Origin of the sequence: Leptotrichia hofstadii (assembly GCF_007990525.1) — a bacterium.
GTDB classification, from domain to species: Bacteria; Fusobacteriota; Fusobacteriia; order Fusobacteriales; family Leptotrichiaceae; genus Leptotrichia; species Leptotrichia hofstadii.
This window is the reverse complement of the sequence record NZ_AP019823.1, coordinates 1,422,233-1,446,661: the sequence shown is the minus strand read 5'-3', so window position 1 is coordinate 1,446,661 and position 24,429 is coordinate 1,422,233. Positions and strand designations below refer to the sequence as shown.

The following is a 24,429-nucleotide window of genomic DNA, read 5'->3' as shown; positions in this document are numbered from 1 at the left end:
AATAATTTTAGTGATCGTACTACAAGAATAACCCACTTAACTGTGCGTTGTTGTAGACTGTAGAAAAAGCTCTTTCAATTTTGATAGGGCTTTTTTGCATTTTTGAGATAAAAGGGGGAAAGGGAATGGATAAGCCATTTAAAACTTTTAAGGAACAAGTTGAGATTTTAAATGGAGAAAACGGAGGTAAATTACGGGTAAAAACTGATGATGAAACAATTTATTATTTAATGAGGTATAATTATTATTCTATTATAAATTTTTATAAAGAACCTTTTTTAAAAGGGAAAGATTTAAACGGAAATGATATTTATAAATCGGGAGTTCATTTTAATCATTTGAAAGCATTGTATGATTTTGATAAAAGTTTGAGAATGTTGTTTTTTGATGTTTTGACACAATTGGAAAGAGTTTTTAAAACGGCAATTGCATATTATTATTCGGAATGCTATACAAATAAAGAAAGTTATTTGGAACTTGATAATTATTATGTTGGAATTAGAAATGAAAATACACATCTTATTTCACATTTAGTAAAAAAACTAAATTTTTTAAGAAATAACAAAAGCAATAGTATAATAAAGCATTATAGTACAACAAAAGATAATATACCATTTTGGATAGTAATTAATTTTTTTACATTTGGAGAAATGAGCAGATTTTATTTGATTTTGGAAAATAGAGTACAAAATAAAATAATAAGTCATTTTAGAAATTTGTATAAAAATGAGTACACAAATTTACCTAAATTAAATAATAATTTTATAAAAACTTTTTTACGTGCAAGTTCATTATTTAGAAACATAGCAGCACATAATGAAAGAATGTACGATTTTTCATCAAAAAATATTGTAAATATAAATAATATTATGGGGATAACAAATAATAAGAAACAAAAATTATTTACGATATACGAGGGACTTAAATTATTTTTATCAAAAGAAGAATATGAAAGTCTAACAAAAAAGTTACGAGAATTATTAAGTTTACTTGAATTTAAACTAAAAGATATTATAGATATAAATGATATTTTATATAAAATGGATTTTCCAAAAGATTGGCATAAATAGACATTACTATAAACTAATTGATTGACAAAAGATATACTTTGTATGTATAATAAATATAAAAGGAAGTGATATTTTATGGCAACAGTTAATACAAGTATAAAGATAGATGAGAAAACTAAAAAAGAAGCACAGGAATTATTTAAAGATTTAGGATTAAGTCTTAGTACAGCAATTAATATATTTTTGAAACAAGCTATAAGAGAAAAAGGCATACCATTTTATATAAATTCTTTACCTGAAAATTCAGAATTGGCTCAAGCATTTGAAGAAGCTAAACAAATTAAGAAAAATCCTTCAAATTATAAATCGTACAGTAGTCCAGAAGATATGTTTAAAGATGTCTTGGGAGAAGATTATGAAGGGTAAAAAAGAAGAGTATAAATATTCTATTATTCTTACTGGGAAATTTAAAAAACATTTAAAAAATCTAAAAAAACAGAAAAAAGATTTAAAATTATTAGAAAGTATAATCTCAATATTAGCAAAAGGAGAAAAACTTCCTCCTAAAAACAAGGATCATAAATTAGTCAATAATTATGACGGGGCAAGAGAATGTAATATAACTTCAGATTGGTTATTAATCTACGAGATAGTTGAAGATAAATTAATATTGATTTTATTAGCATCAGGTAGTCATAGTGAACTATTCTAAATTTTATATAAAATGTGGGAGTTGATTGAGATAACATAAATTGATAAAACAATTTTATCAAGAAAGGAAAACAAAAAAATGGAGAAAAAAATATACGAAGCAGTAAACTGGAACACACCGGAAAATGATTATGTGGAGATGTTTTGGGAGCAGAATTTGAAGCAGTTTTGGATTGATACGGAGTATATTCCGTCGAAGGATATTGATAGTTGGAATTCACTTGAGCCTGCGATGAAATTGGCGTATTTGCATGTACTGGGAGGATTAACGCTGTTGGATACGTTGCAGAGCCATACGGGGATGCCGAAGATTATTGATCATATTGAGTCATTGCAAAATCGTTCGGTGCTTTCATATATGTGTATGATGGAAACGATTCACGCAAAGTCTTATTCAACAATATTTACAACGGTTGCGTCTACAAGGGAGATTAATGAAACATTCAGATGGGTTCAGGAAAATCCACATTTGCAGTATAAAGCCAATAAAATTGACATATATTATCAGAAAATGAATAATCCTGAGGCTTCAAAAAGAGATATTGCAATGGCTCTCGCAGCTTCGGTTTATTTGGAAACATATTTATTTTACAGCGGATTCTTTTTACCGCTTTGGCTTGCAGGACAGGGAGAAATGGTTGCAAGTTGCGACATAATCAAGAAAATCATAGCTGATGAATCGATTCACGGAGTTTTTGTTGGACTATTGTTCCAGGAATTATACAATTCTTTCAGCGAAGAGGAAAAAGCTGATATGAGAGCTGAACTGAAAAAATTGATGTACGATTTATATGAAAATGAAACAAGATATACTGATGAAATTTACGGTGATTTGGGGCTTACAGGCGATGTGAAGGAATACATCCGTTATAATGCGAACAAAGCCTTGATGAATCTAGGATTTGAAGAAGAATTTGAAGTGAAGAATGTAAATCCAATTGTGTTAAATGGGTTGAATGTGGAAACAACACAGCACGATTTCTTCTCGAAAAAATCTACGAATTATGAAAAAGCACTGGAAGTGGTGCATTTGCATGATGATGATTTTAAATTTAATAATGATGAATTAGATTTGGAGATTTAGTTTATGAAAATTATAATATCGCCAAGCAAAACTAAAAAAATTAACAATTTTCCAATAAAAGATAGTGGCTCTTTGACTGAAAAAGAGCCTTTTTATCTAGAAATAATAAATGAAATTATTGAAAGAATAAAAACCTTTTCTGTAGAGAAAATTGAGAAAAAGTTTAAATTGAAAAATGAAAAGGCACAAAAGTTATTGGAATTTTATAAAAATTATGAAAAAGAGAAAAGCGGAAATGCTTTGGTAAGTTATACTGGTGTTGCGTATAAGGCTATAAAGATTGAAACACTTGATAAAAGTGATTTTGAATATTTGGAATCGCATTTGGTTATCTTGTCTGCTTTGTATGGGATTTTGACCCCTTATACAAATGTGAAGGAGTATCGTCTTGATATGACAAACTCGATTTTTGAAAGTAAATCGCTTTATGAGGTTTGGAAAACTAGCGTGAATGAATATTTTGAACACGAAGACATTATTTTAAATCTTGCCTCAAAAGAATATTCTAAACTTATAAACCCTGATAAATTGATTGATTTTGAGTTTTGGGAAAATTCAAATGGGAAATTAAAGCAAGTGAGTACAAACTCGAAGAAAATGAGAGGTTTTACTCTAAATTATATTGTGAAAAATAAGATTAGTGATGTGAAAAAATTGAGAAATATTACTTTGGATGGGTATGTTTTTGATGAGGATATGTCGGATGAGAGAAAATTTGTTTATGTGAAAAAGTAACAATAGGTGGTTGTAAAATAGAAAGTATTGTTTTATAAAGTTATGAAGGGAGTATATGAATAAATTAATCTTGATTTTTTTATTATTGGGGATTTTAGGATTTTCAAAAGATAAAACTGTGATAAGAGATAAAAAAATATCTGAGTAAAAAAGAAAATTTTTATTAAAACTTTCGGAACGAACACCATATAAGACAGAAACTGAAAATCTGGTAGATTATAATTATATTTGCATTTTTAATAATTAAATAATTAAAAAAACAGAGAGTTTTAGATATATACTCTCTATTTTTATTTATCGTTGTTTATAATAATACTAAACCCCATTTGAAAAAAGAAATGATTTCCTATTTACTTTCTGACAAGAGGTCTTGACTCCTTGTTAAACGGAATTATAAAAACTCCATTGTTTTAATGGGGAATGTATAAAAATTAATTCAAAAATTTTCCTTTCACAAATCCCCCAACCTTAACTAACGCTAACAAAACTGTAAGTAGCACAATAATTGAAGGGCCTGATGGAATATTCGGTGTGTAGGAAAAATATAGTCCAGAGAGTATTCCGATGAATGAGAAAATTATGGATAGAATTATGATTGCTGAGTATTTTCTTGCGAGTGAGACCGCGATTGCCTGTGGGATTGTCAGGATTGAGATTATTGGGATGCTTCCTATAAAAATTGGAAAAATTAATTAAAAATCCTTGTATTCAGGAATCCATTTTGTATTTTTTATTGCTTCTTTTAAATTGTTTAAAGATTCTGTATTTAATTTTTGGTCTAGTACGCTTTGTCCGACTGCCAGTGCCACTGTTTCAGAAAATTCTGTCAGTTTTGATACTGGAGGAAGTACGGCGGCTCCAGGTTTTGTTGTGTCAATTATACCACCTAGTGAATGTGCGGCCGCTGAGATTATTTTGTCGTTTACAATTTTTGATTTTGTTGCGATAATTCCAAGTCCCAGCCCAGGATAGATTAAAGCATTATTTGCTTGCCCAATTTCGTACGTAATTCCGTTGAGTTCTATTGGATCTGATGGGATACCTGTTGCAACGAGAGCTTTTCCGTTTGTCCATTCAATAAGATCTTTTGCACTGGCTTCTGCTAGTTTTGTTGGGTTGCTAAGTGGAAAAATTATTGGTCTTGCAGTGTGTTTTGCCATTTCTTGAACTATTTCTTTTGTGAAAGTATTTGGCACTGTGGAAGTTCCGACAAGTATAGTTGGTCTCACGGATTTTACAGCGGCTTCCAAAGTAGTTAATTCATTTGCATTTGTGAATTCACTCCGTTTTCTTGCGAAAGGAATTTGTTCTGGAGTTAGTCCTTCCGTGTCTTCAAATAATAAGCCTTGTCTGTCAACTAGATAAAACCGTTTTTTTGCTTCTTCTTTAGAAAGCCCCTGCTCTACCATTTCATTGAAAATTCTTCTGGCAATTCCAGCTCCCGCAGTTCCTGCTCCAAAACACATATAAATCTGGTCAGTAAGCTTTTCACCTGAAATTTTTAATGCTCCTAAGATTCCGGCTAAAGTGATAATTCCAGTTCCTTGTATATCATCGTTAAAAGTTGCGATTTCATTTTTATATTTATTTAAAATATTTGCCGCATTTAATCTTCCAAAGTCTTCCCAGTGAAGATATAAATTTGGGAAAAGTTTTTCAGCTGTTTTTACAAATTTGTCTATAAAATTATAATATGCATCTCCTCGAACTCTCTCAAATCTATTTCCTAGATACAAGTCGTTTTCCAGCAGCTCTTTTCTATTTGTTCCAGCATCAATTACAACTGGCAGGACAGTAGCGGGATCAATTCCAGCGGCGGCAGTGTAAACCATCAGTTTTCCAACTGAAATGTCAACTCCGTTAGTTCCCCAGTCACCAATTCCAAGGATTCCTTCTGCATCAGTAACCACAATTAAACGGATTTTTCTGTTGTCAGCAGCATTTTTTAAAATAGTTTCTATGTTTTCTGGTTCTTTTACTGACAAATAAGCCGCATTTTGAGGATTTACAAATAATTCACTGTAATTTTCTATGCTTTCTGCAATTACAGGATCGTAAACAATTGGCATAAATTCAACTACGTGTTTGCTAAATAAATAATAAAATAATGTTCTGTTTGTATTAAAAATTTCCATTAAGAAATGTCTTTTTTCAATTAACTTGTTTTTTTTCAGAAATTGTCCATAAGCCTGTTTTGCCTGTTCATCTATAGTTTGAATATACGGTGGTAAAAGTCCTAATAATCCATATTCTTCTCTTTCCTTTTTTGTAAAAGCTGTACCTTTGTTAAGGAATGGATTGTTTAAAATTTCATAACCTAATTTCATAAATAATCACCTCTAAATAATATTTCAAATTTATTTTTTGTAATAATCAGATAATCCAAGTATAACACTGAAATATTCGGAAATCAATTTGTTTATCCTGTTATTTAAATTATTTTTCTTGTCTGTTGTAAAATAATGTTAAGAATATATTGTAACAAATAAAAAAATCATGACAATTATGTATTAAAATATTAGTAAGGATAGAATATTAATGAAAAAAATATTATAAAAATTGCATTGAATATGTCTTAAGAATTTTTGTTAAATGCCCGAAATCTATAATTTTGTGTCTTTGAGATTACATTTACCCTTTAGTTTATTTTTTATTTAAATCTAGTATGATTTTTAGTTTGGTATAAACTTAACAGTATATTTGCTAAATAAATACTAGAACAAAATTCTGTTTTATAAACACATTCCGCTGTTAATATATTCTGAATTATATTATAGTAAAAATTCTTTAAAAGCGAACTCAAAAGCTATTCTCAATTTATATAATTTTAGCAGTTTCATTTTAAATAGGTTTGAGTGTATATTAAATTTTATTTTTTAAAGTATTCTTTTCAGTTTATTTTAAGGTTCGTATGATAGAATCAATTTGTAAATCAGAATTAGAGCAGGAGAGTGGAAAGTTATGAAAAAATTAATTCTAGTATCAATGTTGGCAATAGGAATGTCTGTATTTGCAGAAAAATTTACACCTTCAAATAAAACATTGGAAATTTCATTGAAGGAGGTGTTGGAAGGAGCAACTCCTAACGGTTATTACTGGATGGATGGAAGTTTTGATAACAACAAATATCCTGAAAGATATTCATTTTTTATAATGGAGGATAATAAAGGGAAAATAGATGAATTAGTCCAAGGCTATGAAATTGGTAAAAAAACAGGTGGAGAAATACAAGAAAAAATCTATGACGATATTGATGATGACAGTACAGTATACGGATCATATAAAATTTATTCAGCAGGGAAAAAAGGTGTATATTATGTAAATAATTACGTAGCCTTGGATGGAAAAAAACACGCAAGATTGTATTTCGGATTTGATAAAAAACACAATACAGTAGTTATACTTGATAAAAACTTAAATCTAATCGAAGTTCTACAAAGAGTAGCCGTAAATTAAAATCTTAAAATATAAATTAAAAAGTAGAGAGCAGTTCAATATAAGATTGCTCTTTTTTAATTTATTTACTAGTCTTGCCTGATTTTATATATTGTGTTATACTAATATTATTTATTGTATAGCAAGTTATTGAATTTTAAATGAATAATGAGTTGTTTGCTTGTGAAATAAAGCAAAAATTTAAAGTTGTAATAAATTTTATTACAAATACGCCTAAATAAAAAAGTATAAAAATGATAGAAAAATAAAACTTAAACTAAAAATCAAAAACTGTCAAAAATAGAAGGAGCAATAGGAATTTATGAATAGAGAAAATATCATGAAAAAAAGAAAAAAAGTAGTACTAGGAATGTCTGGCGGAGTTGATTCTTCCGTTGCGGCAATTTTGCTTAAAGAACAGGGTTACGATGTAATCGGGGTTTTTATGAAAAACTGGGAGGAGAAGGACGAAAATGGAGTCTGCATGGCGGAAGAGGATTATAAGGATGTGATTGCTGTGGCAGAGCAGCTGGAGATACCTTATTATTCAGTGAACTTTGTAAAAGAGTATTGGGATAAAGTGTTTACGTATTTTCTAGATGAGTACAAAAAAGGAAGAACACCCAATCCGGATGTGATGTGTAATAAGGAAATCAAATTCCGTGCATTTTTGGACTATGCGATGAAACTTGGGGCTGATTATGTGGCAACAGGGCATTATGCGAGAATTGCTCACGAAGAAAAAGATGGGAAAATCAAATCGACTATGTTAAGAGGAATTGATGATAATAAAGATCAGACATATTTTCTTTGTCAGTTAAGTCAGGAGCAGCTGGAAAAAGTTCTATTTCCATTGGGAGAGTACACAAAGCCACAGATTCGTGAAATAGCTGAAAAATATAACTTGGCAACAGCGAAGAAAAAAGACAGTACAGGAATCTGCTTTATTGGAGAACGTGACTTTAATAAATTTTTATCCCAATACTTGCCAGCAAAGGGTGGAAATATTGTAAATACACAAGGAAAGGTATTGGGTCATCATAATGGACTTATGTATTATACAATTGGACAGAGAAAAGGAATTGGGATTGGAAATACAAAAGAGGGAACTGGAGAGCCTTGGTTTGTTGTGGATAAGGATTTGGAAAAAAATGAACTGATAGTAACGCAGGGTGATAACTCGGTACTTTATTCAAAAGGGTTAATTGCAACAGATTTTAATTTTATAAACGAAGTACAGTTTCCGTTAGAATGTACTGTAAAATTTAGATATAGGCAAAAAGACACAAAAGCTGTGATTAATAAACTTAATGAAAATGAATATGAAGTGATTTTTGATGAGCCGCAAAAGGCTGTAACACTGGGACAAATTGTGGTTGCTTATGATGGTGAAGTTTGTCTTGGTGGAGGAATTATTGACAAAATTATAAAATAGATTTCTTATTTTGCATAATGCGTGGAAGCTGAATTTATGAAAAAGAATTTATGTATGAGGGAGGAAAATGGAAGAATTAATATTTTGTTTAAATGCTACAATGCCTGTATTTTTACTTATGATACTTGGATACATCTTTAGGAAAATAGGAATTATAGATTTAGAATTTGCAGATAAGATGAACAGATTTGTATTTTTGGCACTTTTGCCTGTACTTTTATTTAAAGAACTGTCGCTATCTGATTTTTCGGCAATCTGGGATTTGAAATATCTGATGTTCTGCTTTTTTGCAACATTTTTTTCAATAACGATAATGTGTATTATCTCACTTTTTCTGAAGAATAAGTCAATTCGTGGAGAATTTATTCAAGCTGGATTTAGAAGCAGTGCAGCTTTACTTGCTTATGCCTTTGTGCAGAATGTGTATGGAGAAGCTAAAATTGTGGCTCTTATGGTAATTGGAGCCGTTCCTTTGTATAATATCGCTTCAGTTGTGATTTTAATGCTGCTTCGTCCAAAACAGGGCAGATTGAATAGAGTGATTTTGAAAAATACGTTAAAGGGGGTTATGAAGAATCCCTTGATACTTGGAATTTTGGCTGGAATGATCTGGGCATTGTTAAAAATTCCGCAGCCAGTGATTATGAAAAAATCAATTTCGACATTTTCTGCAGCGGCAACTCCTCTTGGATTGCTTGCGCTTGGAGCAAGTTTTGATGTAAGGGAAGTTTTTTCAAAAATAAAGATTGTATTGGTTTCATCTTCATTCAAGCTGCTAATTCTTACAGCAATATTTCTGCCAATAGCAATAAAATTTGGATTTAAGGATGAAAAGCTGGTTGCTGTGCTTGGAATGCTGGGAAGTCCAACGACTCCAACTTCGTTTACTATGGCAAGAGGAATGGGGCATAATGGAGCTGTAACTTCAGGAACTGTTATGATTACTACAATTATGAGTATATTTACACTAACAGGCTGGCTTTATATTTTGAAAATTGCAGGATTAGTATAAATTTGTTAAATAAATAAAAATTTGGTATAATAGCAGAGTATTGTGAGAATAATTAAGTTTATAAAAATAAAATATTCTGGAGGGAAAAAATGAAATTGAAAAAATATGCTTTGATTGGGATAATGGCGTTGCTAGTTATTGCTGGATGTGATAATAAGGGCAGTGATAAAAAGGATAAGGATAAAGTGAAAGTAGCGAATGTGAAAAAGGATATTTCAAATGATGAAATCGCAAAATATAATGAATATTTGAAAGTAAGTGATGTGCCGAATTCTGAAGAATGGAATACATTTTTTACAGAAATAAAAAAAGAGGAATTTACTGATGGAGCTGGAAATATAAAAAATATTTCGGAAGTGCCGACATTTACTGAAAATTTGGATAGTTCAATTAACCTGATTGGCGAATATATAAAAGAAATTACGGATGTAATGCAAAAAGCTCCAAAAATGGAAGCAATTGACAAAAATGCTGAAAATCTTGTAAGTTCATTAATTGAAGAACAAAAAGTGCTGACGGAGATTAATGATTATTTTGAAAAAGGCGATTATAAAACTGATAAATTGTCAAAAATTGGAGAACTGAACGATAAATACAAAGTTGTGTTGCAAAATAGACAGGAAAATCACAAAATTTTTACTAATTCATTACATGAAATTGCCCAAATAATTAATCAAAAAATAGAAAAACAATTACAAACAGATGGAAAAACAGCAAAGTTAAATATTTTGAAATTTGTAAATTCAGTGGATAATTTTGGAAAAATAGCTTTTGGAAAAAATAATTTGAACTTTGATGAAAACGAAATAAAAATGCTGGAAGAAGCAAATAAAGACGTGCAAAATAGATATAAGGCAGTGTCTGAAATAACATTTGAAAATGCCAAAAAAGAAAATATAAATGAGGAAGACTTCAAGAAAATAAAAGAAAGTTCAAAATTATTATCGGAAAATATGCAAAAAATGGTAGCAGGCGTGAAAAACCAAAATATTCAGGATGTGGTAATGAGTGCAAGTAATATTTTGAGTGCAAAGACAGATTTAGAAAATGTGTTTAATGTTTTGATGGTACAAAAATAAAGTTTATATTAAGCTCTATTTAAATAATAAATTTACTATAAACCTTTCCAGCAAAGGATAAAAAACGAGTATTTCTAAATAATTAAAACTATTATTAAACAAAATAATCTAATGCTTAGATGAGAAATATGTGAATAATTATAAAAGAGGTGGGTAATAGTCGCTCACCTTGTATTTTTAATTCTAATTTTTTAGCATTTAACCATAAATAAAATATATTGATGTATATAAAAGTTATATATTGTAATTATTGACAAAGGGTTTCAAAAAATGTTATTATTATAATATGTTTAGAAATTAATTTGTAAAAGTTATTATATAAACAAAAGCAGGAGGAAATAGCTATGAAAAAAATATTGTTATTGATGATTTTAGCGTTAAGCGTTTTTATGTGCAGTGTTGAGAAAGAGGAGAAAAAAGCAGGAAAAAGTACTGATGGAGTTCCTAAGAAAATTGTAATTGGATTGGATGATTCATTTGTTCCAATGGGATTCAAGGATGAAAAAGGTGAAATTGTAGGGTTTGATATTGATTTGGCTAAGGCAGTTGCTCAAAAATTAGGAAGCGAGGTTGAATTTAAACCTATAAACTGGGATTCTAAAATATTGGATTTGAATGGTGGAAATATTGATTTAATCTGGAATGGGCTTACTATAACGGAAGAAAGAAAAAAAGAAACTGAAATGACAAAACCGTATTTTACAAGTCATCAGCTTATAGTGGTTAAAGCAGGTTCAAGTATTAATACAAAAGCCGATTTGGCAGGAAAAAATGTTGGAAGCCAGACTGAAAGCAGTGGAGAAGAAGCTGTGAAAAAATCAGGGGATGACAAGAAATTTAAGGAATTTAAAACTTATGCTCAGTATGATCAGGCATTTATGGATCTTGATGCAGGCAGAGTTGATGCAATTATAGCTGATGAAGTATTGGCAAAATATACTAAAAAGACAAAAGAAACTCAAGCTAAAAAAGAACTGTATCAAATTTTAAACGATAATTATGGCGAAGAAGAATATGGAATTGCGGCCAAAAAAGGCAATACAAAATTAGTTGAGGCTATAAACAAAGCTATTGAGGAATTAAAAGCAGACGGGACATATCAAAAAATTTACTCGAAATGGTTTAAAGATTAATGAGCCAGTTTATAGAACTGATAAAAATTTCATTGCCGATATTTATAGAACTGGTAAAAACTTTACCAAACGTGGTGATACTGTATATACTCACGGTTTTATTTTCCATCCCGTTAGGAATTTTAGGAGCGTTGGCGTATACAGGGAAAAATAAGATAGTAAAATTTATTATTTCAGTTTATACCTGGATTTTTCGTGGTACTCCCTTGATGCTGCAATTAATGGTTGTTTATTATGGAATACCGCTAATGAATTTTGGAGGTTATAAAATTGTCCTTGCACCGTACATGGCAGCCACAATTACATTTATCATAAATTATGCGGCATATCTTGTGGAAATTATGAGAAGCGGAATTGAAAGCATAGACAAAGGCCAGCATGAAGCGGCAAAAGTGCTAGGCTACAGTTATTGGCAAAAAATAGTATACGTTATTTTACCGCAGGCAATACGAAGAGTGCTGCCAACATTGGGAAATGAGGCGATTACTCTTATAAAGGATACTTCTCTCGTATATGTTCTTGCTGTGACGGAAGTAATGAAGCGGACAAAGGAGCTGGCAAATATTTATTACAATGTTACCCCATATATTTGTGCAATTATTATTTATCTGGTATTAAGCTTTGCTGTTGACAGGATATTTAAGAATATTGAAAAAAGAAATAAAATCAGGATTTAAAATTTCTGATTTACAAATAGTTTTATTAAAATATAGGAAACTGGGAGATAAATCGTGGAAAGTGAAAAAATAATAGAATTAAAAAAATTAAAAAAACAGTATGGCGATAATGTAATTTTGAAAAATATTAATTTGCATGTTGATAGAGGTGAGGTTGTTTCGCTAATAGGGCCTTCTGGAAGTGGTAAGTCAACAATTTTACGGTGCATAGTTGATTTGGAAAGCATAACATCAGGAGAAGTGCTGATTGAAGGAAATAATTTGACTGATAAGAATGTCGATAAAAAAATAAAAAAGGAAATGCTGTTAAAGACAGGAATGGTTTTCCAGACATTTAATTTATTTCCTCATCTATCAGTTAGAAACAATATAGTCAGAACTTTAAAACTTGTAAAGAAAAAGGCGACAATGGAAGCAGAAAACATTGCCAATAAAATGCTAGACCTAGTTGGACTTTCGGATAAAATTGACAGTTTTCCAAATGAACTTTCAGGTGGGCAGAAGCAGCGTGTGGCAATAGCGAGGGCATTGGCATTACAGCCAGACATTATGCTTTTCGATGAACCAACATCAGCGCTGGATCCGGAGCTGGTAAAGGAAGTGCTGGATATAATAAGAAAACTGAAAAAGCAAAAAATTACAATGCTAATTGTAAGCCATGAAATGAATTTTGTCCGTGAAATTTCAGACAGAATAATTGTTATGGAAAAAGGTGAAATACTGGAAACAGGAACTTCACAGCAAATCTTTGAAAATCCAGCTTCTCAAAGAGTAAAGGAATTTTTGAATACAAATAATTAAAAAGTTAATTTTGAGGGTATCGTGACAATACCCTTTTCTTTTAAAATTTTTTTATTATTAAAAATAAAACTTGTATATACAATATATAAATGATATAATATGAAAAAGTATTTTAAAAACAGTTGACTTTTAAAGTAAGAAATAATATAATCTTTTTGACTGTAAAATTAAAGATAAAGCAAAATTAATGAAAAAGAGGTGAAATATGGATAGTTTAATTAAGATAAGAAACTTGGTAAAAAAGTATAAGCTTAATAATGGACAGGAACTGCTGGCTGTAAATAATGTGAATCTTGATATTGAACAGGGGGATATTTACGGAATTATGGGTCTTAGTGGAGCTGGGAAGTCTACACTTATACGTCTTCTTAATAGACTGGAAGAGCCTACTTCGGGAGAAATTTTTGTAAAACATGAAGTTATTGATAAAAAAGGAAAGAAAAGTCTTGGATATGAAGATAAAAATATTTTGAATTTTAATGTGAGAATGTTACGGGAATATAGAAAAAAGACAGGGATGATTTTTCAACATTTTAATTTGCTAAATTCACGAAATGTTGCTGGAAATGTGGCTTTTCCCTTAGAGATTGCAAGATGGAAAAAACGGGACATTAATAAAAGGGTGGACGAATTGCTGGAAATTGTAGGGCTTTCTGATAAAAAGCTGAATTATCCTGAGCAGCTTTCAGGAGGACAGAAACAGCGTGTGGCAATAGCAAGAGCATTGGCGAACAATCCGCAGTTACTTCTGTCAGATGAGGCAACATCGGCACTTGATCCTAGAACAACTAATTCTATTTTAGAACTTTTGAAAGATATAAATCAGAAGTTTGGAATAACAATAATTTTAATAACGCACCAGATGGAAGTTATAAAGAAAATTTGTAATAAGGCGGCAATAATGTCGGATGGAGAAATTATTGAAAAAGGGGAAACAAGGGAAATTTTCTTAAATCCTAAGACAGAATTAGCAAAAGAATTTGTACAAAATATTTCACACGAAGAATTCAGGACAGAGGAAGAAATAAAAAATCGTGAAGAAAATACAGGAAAATTACGATTAAGACTGAAATATAATGAAGAGCAGGTAAACGAATCATATATCACCCAGATAATTCGTAAATATGACGTTGAAGTTAATATTTTAGGTGGGTTTATTGACAAAGTGGGCGATATTATTGTAGGAAATTTACTGATAGAAATTTCGGCAAACGAAGAAAAAGCCAAAGACATTATTGAATGGCTGAAAGAAAATAAAATAGATTCGGAGGTGGTATAATGAGATTTGACTGGATCAAGTTTTTACAGTTTCAAAATATGGCTATACCTCTTTGGGAAACAATATACATGGTATTTATTTCCACTGTTATATCATTAATTATCGGACTTCCAATAGGAATTTTACTTGTTACATCTGATGAAAAGGGAGTCAAACCGAATAAAACTATTCATAAGATACTAGATATGATTATTGTAAACATTACAAGATCAATTCCATTTATAATTTTAATGGTTTTATTAATACCGCTTTCACGGATGCTTGTTCACAAATCTTATGGAAGTGTTGCTTTCATTGTTCCGCTTTCGCTAGGTTCTGCACCATTTGTGGCAAGAATTATTGAAGGGGTCTTAAAGGAAGTAAATGATGGGCTTATTGAAGCTTCAAAATCAATGGGTGCGACTGCATCTGAAATTATTTTTAAAGTAATGATTCCAGAAGCCTTGCCTGCACTTGTTCATGGAATGACATTGACATTGATTAGTTTAATTGGATATTCTGCAATGGCTGGAACAATCGGTGGCGGTGGACTTGGAAATGCCGCTGTAATTGACGGTTACCAAAGATCTAAGCCCGAAGTGATGTGGCAGGCAACTATTGTTATAATTGTGCTTGTACAAATTATACAGTTTATTGGAAACAGCATTGTAAAAATATTGATGAATAAAAGAAAAAGAGTTTAATTTAATAATATGAATACAGCAAGGGAGATGGTTTTATGAAAAAAATTTTGTTAGTCCTAGTAACAGCGTTATTTTTAGTAGCTTGCGGAAATTCTGATAAATCTGCTAAAAATTCTGAAACTAAAGAAACTCAAAAGTTAAAGGTTGCAGCTACACCCGTTCCCGCAGGGGAAATTTTGAATGTTGTAAAAGATGACTTGAAGAAAGAAGGAATCGAACTGGAGATCGTTGAGTTTAACGATTATGTTCAGCCAAATAAAGTGCTGCAGTCAAAAGAAGTAGATGCTAATCTGTTCCAGCATATTCCATATATGGAAAATTTTGGTAAAAAAAATGGATTTGAAATGACAGCAGTTGGAAAAATATATTTGCCTACACTTGCACTTTATTCTAAAAAAATAAAAAATATTAACGAATTAAAAAATGGAGATACAATTTTATTGCCAAATGATCCGACAAATTTGGCTCGTTCGTTGATTTTACTGGATAAAGCTGGAATTATAAAATTAACTGACAATAAAAATGTAGAGGCAACATTAAAAGATATTGCGAGCAATCCTAAAAATATAAAATTTGAAGAGCTTTCGGCAGAACAGCTGCCACCAAGATTGCCTGAAGTTGCCGCTTCAATTGTAAATAGCAGTTTTGCATTAAACGCTGGATTGTCGTATAAGGAAGATGGACTTGTAAAAGAGGATAGGGATTCGCCTTATGCAAACGTTCTTGCAACATTGAAGGGAAATGAAAATGATCCTAGAATTCAGAAACTGTTAAAGGCATTGCAAAGTGAAAAAGTAAAAAAATATATGGAAGAAAAATACAAAGATGTGATTATTCCAGTATTTTAGAAAGAAAGTCGTAAAATAAATTATAAATAAAAAATTTTTGGAGGTATTTATGAAAAAAATATTATCATTGTTATTAGCAACAGCATTATTTTTAGTAGCTTGTGGAAACAAAAATGAAACTAAAGGAGCAGCTGACAGCCAAGGTGGAGCAGCTGGAAAAACTGAAAAATTAATCGTGGGAGCAACTCCTGTTCCGCATGCTGAATTATTGGATTTGGTAAAAGAAGACTTGAAAAAGGAAGGAATTGATTTAGAAGTAGTTAAATTTAATGATTATGTTCAACCAAATAAAGCACTTGCAGACAAAAGTATAGATGCAAACTTTTTCCAGCACGTTCCATATATGGAAGATTTTGGTAAGAAAAATAATATTGAATTATCAGCAGTTGGGAATATTCACTTGGAGCCAATGGCTTTATATTCTAAAAAAATAAAAAATATTAATGATTTAAAAAATGGCGATACTTTAATCATTCCTAATGATCCGACAAATGGAGGACGTGCATTGATTTTACTTGACAAAGCTGGTATCATAAAATTAAAAGACAACACAAAATTAGATTCTACACCAGCTGATATTGTTCAAAATCCAAAAAATATCAAGATTGAAACATTATCAAATGAGCAAATTGCACCAAGATTAAGTGAAGTTGCAGGAGCGATTATAAATTCAAACTTTGCAATTGATGCTGGAGTTACAAAAAATGAAATTATCCTGATAGAAGGTAAAGATTCGCCTTATGTAAACATTGTTACAGTTCTAAAAGGAAATGAGAACGATGAAAGAGTTAAAAAATTGGTAAAAGCATTACAAAGTGAAAAAATTAAAAAATATATTGAAGAAAAATATGAAGGCAGAGTAATTCCTGCATTCTAATATAAAAATTTTTTATAAAGACAGCCTTAGATTAAGTTTTAGGGCTGTTTTTTTTACTATGGCTACAAATTTGTCAAAAAATTTATGTTTTTTTGTTTAAATCCTTGAAATATATTTGAGAAAAATGTATAATATGGTATTGCTATAAGATATGATGTCTTTTAGCTGGATAGTTTTAGTTATCTAAATATCAATATATAAAAATAAGGAGAGGAGAAATTTTCCTTAATCTATTAGGAATATTTTGAAATGAGCTGACAAAAGCAATAATTTTATCGTATACTGCAATCTAATTAACAGCTAATTTTAAAATAGCCTGAATATTTTAATGGAAATGAAGAAAGGATGAAAAAACTACTTGCAATTTCGCTATTTTTAGTCAGCGTTAATTTAATTTATGCAGAAAATGAAACTAATGAAGACAAGGTCACACCTGCATCAAAGACGACTGTGCAGAAGGCAACGGAGAATAAGGAGGAAACGCCTGCACCTGTTCCACAGAAAAGACCTGAAGGATTCTGGAATTTCTATGCCAAGCAGCAGGCAAAGCTTGTAAAGGATAATGACAGGGCAATGTTTGAAGATGTCAGCACGAATGTCAAGGCACAGGAGGATTTTTACAGCTATGTAAACGAAAACTGGGATAAAAAGACTCAAATTCCAAGCACAAAGCCTGCCTGGGGAGCGTTTTACGAACTGAATGAAAAAAATCAGGATTTTCTTCGGAACCTTATAAGGGAGCTGAAAGGGAAATCTTCATTGACTGCCGATGAACAAAAAGTTGTAACACTTTATGACAGTTATTCAAATATGGAGAAAAGAAACAAGGAGGGGCTTGCACCCATAAAAAATGATCTTGAAAAAATTGATGCTATAAAGAATGTTGCTGACCTTGAAAAATACAATGTTGAAGCTACAAAGACTGGCGGCTCTGAATTTTATGGATGGGGAGTAGGAACAGATCTGAATAACTCGAAAAATAATGCCATATATCTAGGAAGTGCAGGAATTGGGCTTTCAAGAGAATATTTTCAGAAAGACACGAGGGAAAACAGGGCAATACTTGAAGAATACACAAGATATGTAAGCGACATGCTGAAATATCTGGGAGAGTCAGATACGCTTGAAAAAGCCAAAAAAATTGTTGCATTTGAAAAACAGATTGCAAATACGCTGCTTACTAATGAAGAGCGTCATGACGTAAAAAAATATAATAATCCTGTAAAAGTAAGTGATTTGGGAACATTATCTAGAAATGTAGATTTAGCGCAATATTTGAAGCAGCTGAATGTGAATACGGACAAGGTAATAATAACTGAGCTAAATTACTATAAAAACCTTGATAGATTTGTAAATGATGCAAATATTGGCGTAATCAAGGATTACATGAAATATAATTTAATAAGTTCTGCAGCTGGAGTGCTTAATGATGACCTTGGAAAAAGAAGCTTCGAATTTTTTGGAAGATATCTGAATGGGCAGAAGGAAAGGGAAGTGCTTGAAAAAAGAGCATTAAACTTTACAGATGGAAGTCTTGGAGAAATTATCGGAAAAATCTATGTTCAGCGTAATTTTTCATCTGAAGCTAAAAAAAATACATTGCAAATGGTTGATTACATCAAGAAGGCAATGAAGAACAGAATTGAAAAATTGGATTGGATGAGTGCCGCTACCAAGAAGAAAGCGCTGGAAAAATTATCGAAAATTACTGTAAAAATCGGATATCCTGATAAGTGGAGAGATTTTAGCAAAATGACGATTTCAAGCAATGATTCACTTTATGACCAGATGAAAAAAATAAGCGAATGGGAATACAATGAAGATATGAAAAAAGTTGGGAAGCCAGTAGACAAAACAGAATGGCACATGTCTCCACATACGATAAATGCCTACTATTCACCAACGAGCAACGAGATAGTGTTCCCTGCGGGAATCTTGCAATATCCATTCTATGATTATGGAAAATCAGAAATGGCAAGTAACTTTGGAGGTATCGGAACAGTTATAGGACATGAGCTTACTCATGCGTTTGATGTATCAGGAGCTTCATATGATGGCGATGGAAATGTGAAAAACTGGTGGACAGAAGAAGACAAAATGAAATTTGACGCGGCAACCAAAAAATTGGAGGACCAGTTTTCAAGATATTCAGTTGGAGGCGGAGTGTATGTTAACGGAAAATATACATTGACTGAAAACATTGCCGATCTTGGTGGACTGAACATTGCTTACGACGCATTGCAAATGTACATGAAAGATCATCCAAATTCTACAAAGGCATATTCGGACACAATAAATAAATTATTCTTTTTAAGCTTTGCAAGAATGTGGAGACAGAAATCGACACCAGAATATCTAAAAAATCTAGCTAAAACAGATTCCCATTCACCAAATATCTTCCGTGTAAATGGAACATTGGTAAATGTGGATGCATTCCATAAGGTATTTGAAACAAAACCAGGAGATAAAATGTACAAAGCTCCAGAAGATAGAATAAAAATCTGGTAAAATAATTAAATAACAAAACAAAAACTATCTTGACTATATCGAGATAGTTTTTTTATGCTCTATTTTCCCCAATAAAAAAGCCGCCATTTTGTTTTGGCAGCTTACTTTTTCAAAAGAAGAAAATCTATCTATCTAATTTAATTATACACTATTTTTGTTAAATGTCAAATTTATTGCAATATGCGATACAATTTATGCAATTAAAAGTACAAATAATCCTTAAATATTATCGGACGTAATAATTTAAATTATATTTTATTTATGTAAAATCAACATCATAAAACCAAACAATTAGTTATTAAAGATTAATACCAAGTAATACAAAGCAATAAATTATTGACTAATTCACAAAATAATAAAAGGAAAAATATGTAAATTTATGATATAATATTTATAGAAAAAGAAAAATATTTTATAAATAAAGACAGAATATGACTAAAATTTTAGAAAATGGAGGGAATTAGGACGTGAAAAGAAAAACTATAAAGAATTCGGTTGAAATATTAGGAATTGGGCTTCATAAAGGAGAAGAAATAAAATTAACTTTAAGACCTAGCGAAAATAATGATGAGCGAGGAATAATCTTCAAAAGAATTGATGTAAGTGACAAAAATAATGTTATAAAAGTTGATTATAGAAATTTATTTGATTTGGAGAGAGGGACAAATATCAGGAATGAAGATGATGTAAAAGTTCATACGATTGAGCATTTTTTATCATCACTTTCAATTACAGGAGTTACTGATATTTTAGTTGAAATTTTAGGGAATGAGTTGCCTATTTTGGATGGAAGTTCGGCTGGATTTGTTGAAAAATTGCTAGAAGCTGGAATTGTAGAGCTGAATGAGGAAATAGAACCTGCTGTAATTACGGAGCCTGTTATATTTTCGGATGAGAAGGCTGGGAAATACGTGATGGCGTTGCCTTATGATGGGTTTAAAATATCTTATACGATTGATTTTAACCATAGTTTTTTGAAGTCACAGTATTATGAGCTTGAAGTAAATTTGGAAAATTATATGGAAAATATTGCGAAATGCAGAACTTTTGCATTTGACTATGAAATAGATTTTCTTAAAAAGAATAATCTGGCATTGGGAGGAAGTTTGGAAAATGCTGTGGTAGTGGGGGCAGAGGGTCCATTAAATCCAGAAGGATTAAGATATCCCGATGAATTTGTAAGACATAAAATTCTTGATATAATTGGAGATTTGTATGTATTAGGAACACCTATAAAAGCTCATATTATTGCAATAAGGGCTGGACACTATGTAAATTCGAGATTAACTGAGATGATTGCAAAAAAATATTTATAAAAAATATAAAAAATGCTTGTAATTTGGATGAAAATCAAATATAATGTAGATGTAAAATTTTGAGAATAGTTGAAATAAATAAAAATACAAATTCAGGAGGAATAAAAAATATGGCAGCAAATGAAACAATTATGAGTGTAGAGGATATTATGAAAATATTGCCACATAGATATCCGTTTTTGTTAGTAGACAAAGTTATCGAAAAAAATGGTACTGACTCTTTGGTAGCAATAAAAAATGTTACAATGAACGAAGAATTTTTCCAAGGGCATTTTCCTGGAAAACCAGTAATGCCAGGAGTTTTACAAATAGAAGCGTTGGCACAAGCTGTAGGACTGCTAATGTTGGAACCAGGTAAAATACCTTTATTTATGTCAATTGACAAATGTAAATTTAGAAGAGGTGTTGTTCCAGGAGATCAGTTAAGATTGGAAGTAGAAAAAATAAAAGTTAAAAGTAATGTAATAGTCGCACGTGGAAGATGTGTTGTTGACGGTACAGTTGTAAGTGAAGCTGACTTGAAATTTTCAGTACAGGATTTATAATTAGATAATACTCAAACTACTTTAAAATTGGACTTTTTAAAATGAAATAAAACTGTTGTTTGAGTAGCATAAAAGTTTTTAAGTTCGATTTTTTAGCAGTTCTATTTAACTTTAAAATTCGAATTTTAAGTAATTCAAAATAAAAGAACGAGGTATAATAATTATGAGTTTAAATATACATCCAACGGCGATTGTTGATCCAAATGCTAAACTTGGAGAAAATGTAAAGATTGGTCCTTACTCGATTATAGGGCCAGAAGTAATAATTGGAAATGGAACTGTTGTAGAATCGCATGTTGTAATTGAAGGGGAAACGATTATTGGCGAGAATAATTATATTTTTTCTTTTGCTTCAATAGGGAAAGATCCGCAAGATTTGAAGTTTGCTGGAGAAAAAACTAGAGTTGTTATTGGAAATAACAATAAAATTCGTGAATTTGTTACAATTCACCGAGGAACTACTGATAAATATGAAACAAGAATCGGAAATAATACACTTGTAATGGCTTATGTTCATATCGCTCACGATTGTATAATTGGGGATAACTGCGTACTGGCAAATGCAGCGACTTTTGCTGGACATGTGGAAGTGGAAGATTATGCGGTGGTAGGTGGACTTACTGCTGTGCATCAATTTACAAGAGTTGGAAGGCACGCAATGATAGGTGGATGTTCGGCTGTAAATCAGGATGTTGTTCCTTATATGCTGTCTGAAGGAAATAAGGCGAGAGCTGTTTATATTAACATCGTAGGGCTTCAACGTAGAGGTTTTTCAGAAGAGCAGATAAAAAGGCTAAGAGAATTGTATAAAATCATATTTAAGAAAAAACTGAAACTGGAAGAAGCACTTCAAATTGTTGAACGTGATTACGGACAATACGAAGAAGCACAAAATCTTGTTAATTTTATAAGAAAAAGTAAAAGAGGTATAACAAGATAAAAATCAAAACTTAAAATGTAAAATTTCTCAAAATAATCTATATTTTATTTTGAGTTAATTTTTTAATATAGATATTTTTTAAGAGGAAAAAATGATAATGGAAAAAGTAGGTTTGATTGCAGGAAATGGGAAATTACCTGAATTATTTTTGAATCAATGTATTTTGAAAGGGATTGAACCATTTTCAGTTTATCTATTTGAAAGTGTGGAAGAAAGTGTAAAAGAGCATAAAAATTCTGTGAAATACAGTGTTGCTCAAGTTGGGAAAATAATCTCACATTTTAAGAAAAATGGAATAACTCACTTAATAATGCTTGGGAAAGTCGAAAAAAATCTGATTTTTTCAAATTTAAAATTTGATTTGACGGCAACTAAGATATTATTGTCTACAAAAAATAAAAAAGATAAAAATATTTTAAAGGCAATAATTGATTACATTGAATCAGAAAATATTGAAGTTTTGCCACAAAATTATCTGATGGACGAATATATTGCAGGAAATGAAACATATACAAAAGTTTTACCAAGTAAAAATGAGGAAAAAACAATAGAAATCGGAATTGAAGCGGCAAGGATGCTTACTGACATTGATGCAGGGCAGACTGTTGTTGTAAAAGATGAATCTGTTATTGCATTGGAAGGTGTGGAAGGTACAGATAAAGCAATTTTGCGTGGTGGAGAACTGGCTGGGAAAAACTGCATTGTAGTAAAAATGGCAAGGCGTAATCAGGATTATCGGATAGACATTCCAACGATTGGTCTGGAAACAATAAAAAAAGTTGTGGAAATTAATGGACGTGGGATTGTAATTGAAGCCGATAAAATGCTGTTTATTGATAAAGAGGAAGTTATAAAATTTGCAAACAAAAATAAAATTTTTATAAAAGGAATTAAGATTTAAAAGTTTTTTAGTAAAGCTTTTTTAAAATTAAACTCAAAAAAAATTATAAATACTGATATTTTATTTAGTTTTTATTGTTAAAATCTATTCAAATATCTATATTTTTGTCTGCAAAATATATAAAATAAATGTTTGAAAAATCTGTAAAGCAGTTTTAAGTAAGTAAATTAAAGAATATAAAAAAGGCTAAAAATGATAAATAATAATAAAAATGATGTAATAAAAGAAAAAAACAATGATTTATCAATAGTAAAATCTCAAAAAAAGAAAAAAATCTTTATTTCCTGCGGTGAAATGTCTGGAGATTTACACGCTTCATACATTGTGGAAGAAATGCGAAAAAAAGATAAAAATGTTGAGTTTTTTGGTGTGGTTGGAAATAAATCGATAGAGGCTGGAGTTAAGGCAGTAAATCATATTAAAAATAATGATGTTATGGGATTTGTAGAGGCTTTGAAAAAGTACAGCTATTTTACGGAAAAAGCCCATGAATATTTAGAATTTATCAAGGAAAATGGAATAGAAACTGTTATTTTTGTTGATTTTGGAGGATTTAACCTGAAATTTTTTGAGTTATTGAAAAAGAAAATTTTAGAAAAAGAACTGCAGAATTTGAGAATGGTTTATTATATTCCGCCTAAAGTATGGGCTTGGGGGAAAAAACGGATTGAAAAATTAAAGAAATTTGATGATGTTATTGTAATTTTTCCTTTTGAAAAGGCATATTATGATAATACTTTGAAAAAGAATGAATCAAAAGGACTCAAAGTAGAGTATTTTGGTAATCCATTTGTTGACAAATATGAATTTTCTGATAAGCTGGGAGAAAAAATATTGCTTCTTCCAGGAAGCAGACGACAGGAAATTGAGAAATTTTTGCCAGTAATTACGGAACTGGTTAGAAATGAAAAAGTTAAAAATGAGAAATTTTTAATGAAGCTGGCAAGCAAGGATCATATAAAATATATACATGATTTTGAGAAAAAATACAAAATTGATGTTCATAAAATTCCAAATTTGGAAATAACTTTTGATGAAATAAAAAACATTCGGAAAGATTGCAAATATGCAATAGCAACTTCGGGAACAGTAACTTTTGAAATATCGCTTATGGGACTGCCTGTGATAGTAGTCTACAAAACATCTAAAATCAATGCTTTTATTGCAAGAAAGATAGTCAAAATAAAATATATAACGCTTACTAATCTAAATGCAAACAAAGAGATTTTTAAAGAACTGCTGCAGGAAGATTTTTCGGTGGAAAAGTTGCTTGAAGAAATGGAAATTATGGAAAAAAATAAGGAAAATATTGTTTTGGAATTGAAAAAAGAGAGAGAAAAACTAGGTGATTTTGGAGTTTTGGAAAAAATTGCTGATTATTTGTTAGAAAATAGAGATTAACTTTACAAAAAGGAAAAAA

General features: G+C 30.6%; 25 protein-coding genes. 23 read left to right on the top strand and 2 right to left on the bottom strand.

Translation table 11 applies throughout. The annotated features are described in order from the left end of the window. Nucleotides 1-125: 125 nt before the first annotated feature. The 5 genes from FVE77_RS06850 to FVE77_RS06830 all read left to right on the top strand — a co-directional run bounded on the left by FVE77_RS06850 (nucleotide 126) and on the right by FVE77_RS06830 (nucleotide 3,540). Entirely contained in the window at nucleotides 126-1,070 is a 945-nt protein-coding gene (locus tag FVE77_RS06850) for an Abi family protein (RefSeq protein ID WP_026746219.1), read from the top strand. Between the two features lie 75 nt (nucleotides 1,071-1,145). After that, nucleotides 1,146-1,436, top strand: coding sequence for a type II toxin-antitoxin system RelB/DinJ family antitoxin (locus FVE77_RS06845; RefSeq protein WP_026746220.1), 291 nt, complete (start codon nucleotides 1,146-1,148; stop codon nucleotides 1,434-1,436). Next, a complete protein-coding gene (locus tag FVE77_RS06840) occupies nucleotides 1,426-1,722 on the top strand; it encodes a type II toxin-antitoxin system YafQ family toxin (RefSeq protein WP_026746221.1) in 297 nt (98 codons plus the stop codon). The genes FVE77_RS06845 and FVE77_RS06840 overlap by 11 nt, the downstream gene beginning before the upstream one ends. 78 nt (nucleotides 1,723-1,800) lie before the next feature. Then, nucleotides 1,801-2,805 (top strand): class 1b ribonucleoside-diphosphate reductase subunit beta, encoded by a 1,005-nt coding sequence (gene nrdF, locus FVE77_RS06835; RefSeq protein ID WP_026746222.1) that lies wholly within the window; start codon nucleotides 1,801-1,803, stop codon nucleotides 2,803-2,805. A 3-nt stretch (nucleotides 2,806-2,808) separates the two neighbouring features. Further along, complete coding sequence (locus tag FVE77_RS06830) at nucleotides 2,809-3,540, top strand: YaaA family protein (RefSeq protein WP_026746223.1); 732 nt, start codon at nucleotides 2,809-2,811, stop codon at nucleotides 3,538-3,540. A gap of 431 nt (nucleotides 3,541-3,971) precedes the next feature. Here FVE77_RS06830 and FVE77_RS06825 read toward each other — a convergent pair whose 3' ends face one another. After that, nucleotides 3,972-4,169 (bottom strand): metal ABC transporter permease, encoded by a 198-nt coding sequence (locus FVE77_RS06825; RefSeq protein ID WP_232052981.1) that lies wholly within the window; start codon nucleotides 4,167-4,169, stop codon nucleotides 3,972-3,974. On the opposite strand from FVE77_RS06825, the gene FVE77_RS12995 reads away from it, so the two are divergent. Next, complete coding sequence (locus FVE77_RS12995; protein WP_269472255.1) at nucleotides 4,105-4,236, top strand: hypothetical protein; 132 nt, start codon at nucleotides 4,105-4,107, stop codon at nucleotides 4,234-4,236. The genes FVE77_RS06825 and FVE77_RS12995 overlap by 65 nt on opposite strands. Here FVE77_RS12995 and FVE77_RS06820 read toward each other — a convergent pair. After that, complete coding sequence (locus FVE77_RS06820) at nucleotides 4,233-5,867, bottom strand: malolactic enzyme (protein ID WP_026746224.1); 1,635 nt, start codon at nucleotides 5,865-5,867, stop codon at nucleotides 4,233-4,235. The two genes, FVE77_RS12995 and FVE77_RS06820, sit on opposite strands and share 4 nt — an antisense overlap. A 634-nt stretch (nucleotides 5,868-6,501) precedes the next feature. Between FVE77_RS06820 and FVE77_RS06815 the strand changes: the two genes are divergently transcribed. The 17 genes from FVE77_RS06815 to FVE77_RS06735 all read left to right on the top strand — a co-directional run bounded on the left by FVE77_RS06815 (nucleotide 6,502) and on the right by FVE77_RS06735 (nucleotide 24,410). Then, nucleotides 6,502-6,996 carry a hypothetical protein gene (locus tag FVE77_RS06815; RefSeq protein ID WP_026746225.1) on the top strand — a complete coding sequence of 165 codons (495 nt, stop codon included), beginning with the start codon at nucleotides 6,502-6,504 and terminating at the stop codon, nucleotides 6,994-6,996. A gap of 319 nt (nucleotides 6,997-7,315) precedes the next feature. After that, complete coding sequence (gene mnmA, locus FVE77_RS06810; protein WP_026746226.1) at nucleotides 7,316-8,410, top strand: tRNA 2-thiouridine(34) synthase MnmA; 1,095 nt, start codon at nucleotides 7,316-7,318, stop codon at nucleotides 8,408-8,410. A gap of 67 nt (nucleotides 8,411-8,477) precedes the next feature. Further along, nucleotides 8,478-9,422 (top strand): AEC family transporter, encoded by a 945-nt coding sequence (locus FVE77_RS06805; RefSeq protein WP_026746227.1) that lies wholly within the window; start codon nucleotides 8,478-8,480, stop codon nucleotides 9,420-9,422. A gap of 89 nt (nucleotides 9,423-9,511) precedes the next feature. Continuing rightward, nucleotides 9,512-10,501, top strand: a complete 990-nt coding sequence (locus tag FVE77_RS06800) for a DUF3829 domain-containing protein (RefSeq protein ID WP_026746228.1) — start codon at nucleotides 9,512-9,514, stop codon at nucleotides 10,499-10,501. 344 nt (nucleotides 10,502-10,845) lie between these two features. Next, entirely contained in the window at nucleotides 10,846-11,634 is a 789-nt protein-coding gene (locus tag FVE77_RS06795; protein WP_026746229.1) for an amino acid ABC transporter substrate-binding protein, read from the top strand. Continuing rightward, the gene (locus FVE77_RS06790) at nucleotides 11,634-12,311 is read left to right on the top strand and encodes an amino acid ABC transporter permease (protein WP_051254489.1); all 678 of its coding nucleotides are present in this window, start codon (nucleotides 11,634-11,636) and stop codon (nucleotides 12,309-12,311) included. Before FVE77_RS06795 ends, FVE77_RS06790 begins: the two co-directional genes overlap by 1 nt. A gap of 69 nt (nucleotides 12,312-12,380) precedes the next feature. Continuing rightward, nucleotides 12,381-13,112, top strand: coding sequence for an amino acid ABC transporter ATP-binding protein (locus FVE77_RS06785; protein WP_197735420.1), 732 nt, complete (start codon nucleotides 12,381-12,383; stop codon nucleotides 13,110-13,112). A 205-nt stretch (nucleotides 13,113-13,317) separates the two neighbouring features. Then, nucleotides 13,318-14,391, top strand: a complete 1,074-nt coding sequence (locus FVE77_RS06780; RefSeq protein ID WP_006804224.1) for a methionine ABC transporter ATP-binding protein — start codon at nucleotides 13,318-13,320, stop codon at nucleotides 14,389-14,391. Next, nucleotides 14,391-15,074, top strand: coding sequence for a methionine ABC transporter permease (locus tag FVE77_RS06775; protein WP_026746232.1), 684 nt, complete (start codon nucleotides 14,391-14,393; stop codon nucleotides 15,072-15,074). The genes FVE77_RS06780 and FVE77_RS06775 overlap by 1 nt, the downstream gene beginning before the upstream one ends. Before the next feature lie 35 nt (nucleotides 15,075-15,109). Beyond that, a complete protein-coding gene (locus tag FVE77_RS06770) occupies nucleotides 15,110-15,922 on the top strand; it encodes a MetQ/NlpA family ABC transporter substrate-binding protein (RefSeq protein ID WP_026746233.1) in 813 nt (270 codons plus the stop codon). A gap of 49 nt (nucleotides 15,923-15,971) precedes the next feature. Then, entirely contained in the window at nucleotides 15,972-16,799 is an 828-nt protein-coding gene (locus tag FVE77_RS06765) for a MetQ/NlpA family ABC transporter substrate-binding protein (protein WP_026746234.1), read from the top strand. A 345-nt stretch (nucleotides 16,800-17,144) separates the two neighbouring features. Next, nucleotides 17,145-19,307, top strand: coding sequence for a M13 family metallopeptidase (locus tag FVE77_RS06760; RefSeq protein ID WP_026746235.1), 2,163 nt, complete (start codon nucleotides 17,145-17,147; stop codon nucleotides 19,305-19,307). 467 nt (nucleotides 19,308-19,774) lie between these two features. Continuing rightward, the gene (gene lpxC, locus FVE77_RS06755; protein ID WP_026746236.1) at nucleotides 19,775-20,623 is read left to right on the top strand and encodes a UDP-3-O-acyl-N-acetylglucosamine deacetylase; all 849 of its coding nucleotides are present in this window, start codon (nucleotides 19,775-19,777) and stop codon (nucleotides 20,621-20,623) included. Nucleotides 20,624-20,733: 110 nt separating this feature from the next. Continuing rightward, on the top strand, nucleotides 20,734-21,168 hold the full coding sequence (gene fabZ / locus FVE77_RS06750) for a 3-hydroxyacyl-ACP dehydratase FabZ (RefSeq protein WP_071124909.1): 435 nt from the start codon (nucleotides 20,734-20,736) through the stop codon (nucleotides 21,166-21,168). A 163-nt stretch (nucleotides 21,169-21,331) separates the two neighbouring features. Beyond that, entirely contained in the window at nucleotides 21,332-22,108 is a 777-nt protein-coding gene (gene lpxA / locus FVE77_RS06745; RefSeq protein WP_021768544.1) for an acyl-ACP--UDP-N-acetylglucosamine O-acyltransferase, read from the top strand. A 91-nt stretch (nucleotides 22,109-22,199) separates the two neighbouring features. Beyond that, nucleotides 22,200-23,009 (top strand): LpxI family protein, encoded by an 810-nt coding sequence (locus FVE77_RS06740; RefSeq protein ID WP_081690314.1) that lies wholly within the window; start codon nucleotides 22,200-22,202, stop codon nucleotides 23,007-23,009. A gap of 294 nt (nucleotides 23,010-23,303) precedes the next feature. After that, nucleotides 23,304-24,410 carry a lipid-A-disaccharide synthase gene (locus tag FVE77_RS06735; RefSeq protein WP_036088049.1) on the top strand — a complete coding sequence of 369 codons (1,107 nt, stop codon included), beginning with the start codon at nucleotides 23,304-23,306 and terminating at the stop codon, nucleotides 24,408-24,410. Nucleotides 24,411-24,429: the final 19 nt, after the last annotated feature.

Excerpts from the sequence above, each read along its gene's own strand:
- FVE77_RS06830 (WP_026746223.1), top strand. The coding sequence starts at position 2,809 with ATGAAAATTATAATATCGCCAAGCAAAACTAAAAAAATTAACAATTTT.
- FVE77_RS06800 (WP_026746228.1), top strand. The coding sequence starts at position 9,512 with ATGAAATTGAAAAAATATGCTTTGATTGGGATAATGGCGTTGCTAGTT.
- nrdF (WP_026746222.1), top strand. The coding sequence starts at position 1,801 with ATGGAGAAAAAAATATACGAAGCAGTAAACTGGAACACACCGGAAAAT.
- FVE77_RS06790 (WP_051254489.1), top strand. The coding sequence starts at position 11,634 with ATGAGCCAGTTTATAGAACTGATAAAAATTTCATTGCCGATATTTATA.
- FVE77_RS06780 (WP_006804224.1), top strand. The coding sequence starts at position 13,318 with ATGGATAGTTTAATTAAGATAAGAAACTTGGTAAAAAAGTATAAGCTT.
- FVE77_RS06735 (WP_036088049.1), top strand. The coding sequence starts at position 23,304 with ATGTCTGGAGATTTACACGCTTCATACATTGTGGAAGAAATGCGAAAA.
- FVE77_RS06805 (WP_026746227.1), top strand. The coding sequence starts at position 8,478 with ATGGAAGAATTAATATTTTGTTTAAATGCTACAATGCCTGTATTTTTA.
- FVE77_RS06740 (WP_081690314.1), top strand. The coding sequence starts at position 22,200 with ATGATAATGGAAAAAGTAGGTTTGATTGCAGGAAATGGGAAATTACCT.
- FVE77_RS06795 (WP_026746229.1), top strand. The coding sequence starts at position 10,846 with ATGAAAAAAATATTGTTATTGATGATTTTAGCGTTAAGCGTTTTTATG.
- FVE77_RS06850 (WP_026746219.1), top strand. The coding sequence starts at position 126 with ATGGATAAGCCATTTAAAACTTTTAAGGAACAAGTTGAGATTTTAAAT.
- mnmA (WP_026746226.1), top strand. The coding sequence starts at position 7,316 with ATGAAAAAAAGAAAAAAAGTAGTACTAGGAATGTCTGGCGGAGTTGAT.
- FVE77_RS06820 (WP_026746224.1), bottom strand. The coding sequence starts at position 5,867 with ATGAAATTAGGTTATGAAATTTTAAACAATCCATTCCTTAACAAAGGT.
- FVE77_RS06760 (WP_026746235.1), top strand. The coding sequence starts at position 17,145 with ATGAAAAAACTACTTGCAATTTCGCTATTTTTAGTCAGCGTTAATTTA.
- FVE77_RS06765 (WP_026746234.1), top strand. The coding sequence starts at position 15,972 with ATGAAAAAAATATTATCATTGTTATTAGCAACAGCATTATTTTTAGTA.
- fabZ (WP_071124909.1), top strand. The coding sequence starts at position 20,734 with ATGGCAGCAAATGAAACAATTATGAGTGTAGAGGATATTATGAAAATA.
- lpxA (WP_021768544.1), top strand. The coding sequence starts at position 21,332 with ATGAGTTTAAATATACATCCAACGGCGATTGTTGATCCAAATGCTAAA.
- FVE77_RS12995 (WP_269472255.1), top strand. The coding sequence starts at position 4,105 with ATGAATGAGAAAATTATGGATAGAATTATGATTGCTGAGTATTTTCTT.
- FVE77_RS06815 (WP_026746225.1), top strand. The coding sequence starts at position 6,502 with ATGAAAAAATTAATTCTAGTATCAATGTTGGCAATAGGAATGTCTGTA.
- FVE77_RS06845 (WP_026746220.1), top strand. The coding sequence starts at position 1,146 with ATGGCAACAGTTAATACAAGTATAAAGATAGATGAGAAAACTAAAAAA.
- FVE77_RS06770 (WP_026746233.1), top strand. The coding sequence starts at position 15,110 with ATGAAAAAAATTTTGTTAGTCCTAGTAACAGCGTTATTTTTAGTAGCT.
- FVE77_RS06775 (WP_026746232.1), top strand. The coding sequence starts at position 14,391 with ATGAGATTTGACTGGATCAAGTTTTTACAGTTTCAAAATATGGCTATA.
- FVE77_RS06840 (WP_026746221.1), top strand. The coding sequence starts at position 1,426 with ATGAAGGGTAAAAAAGAAGAGTATAAATATTCTATTATTCTTACTGGG.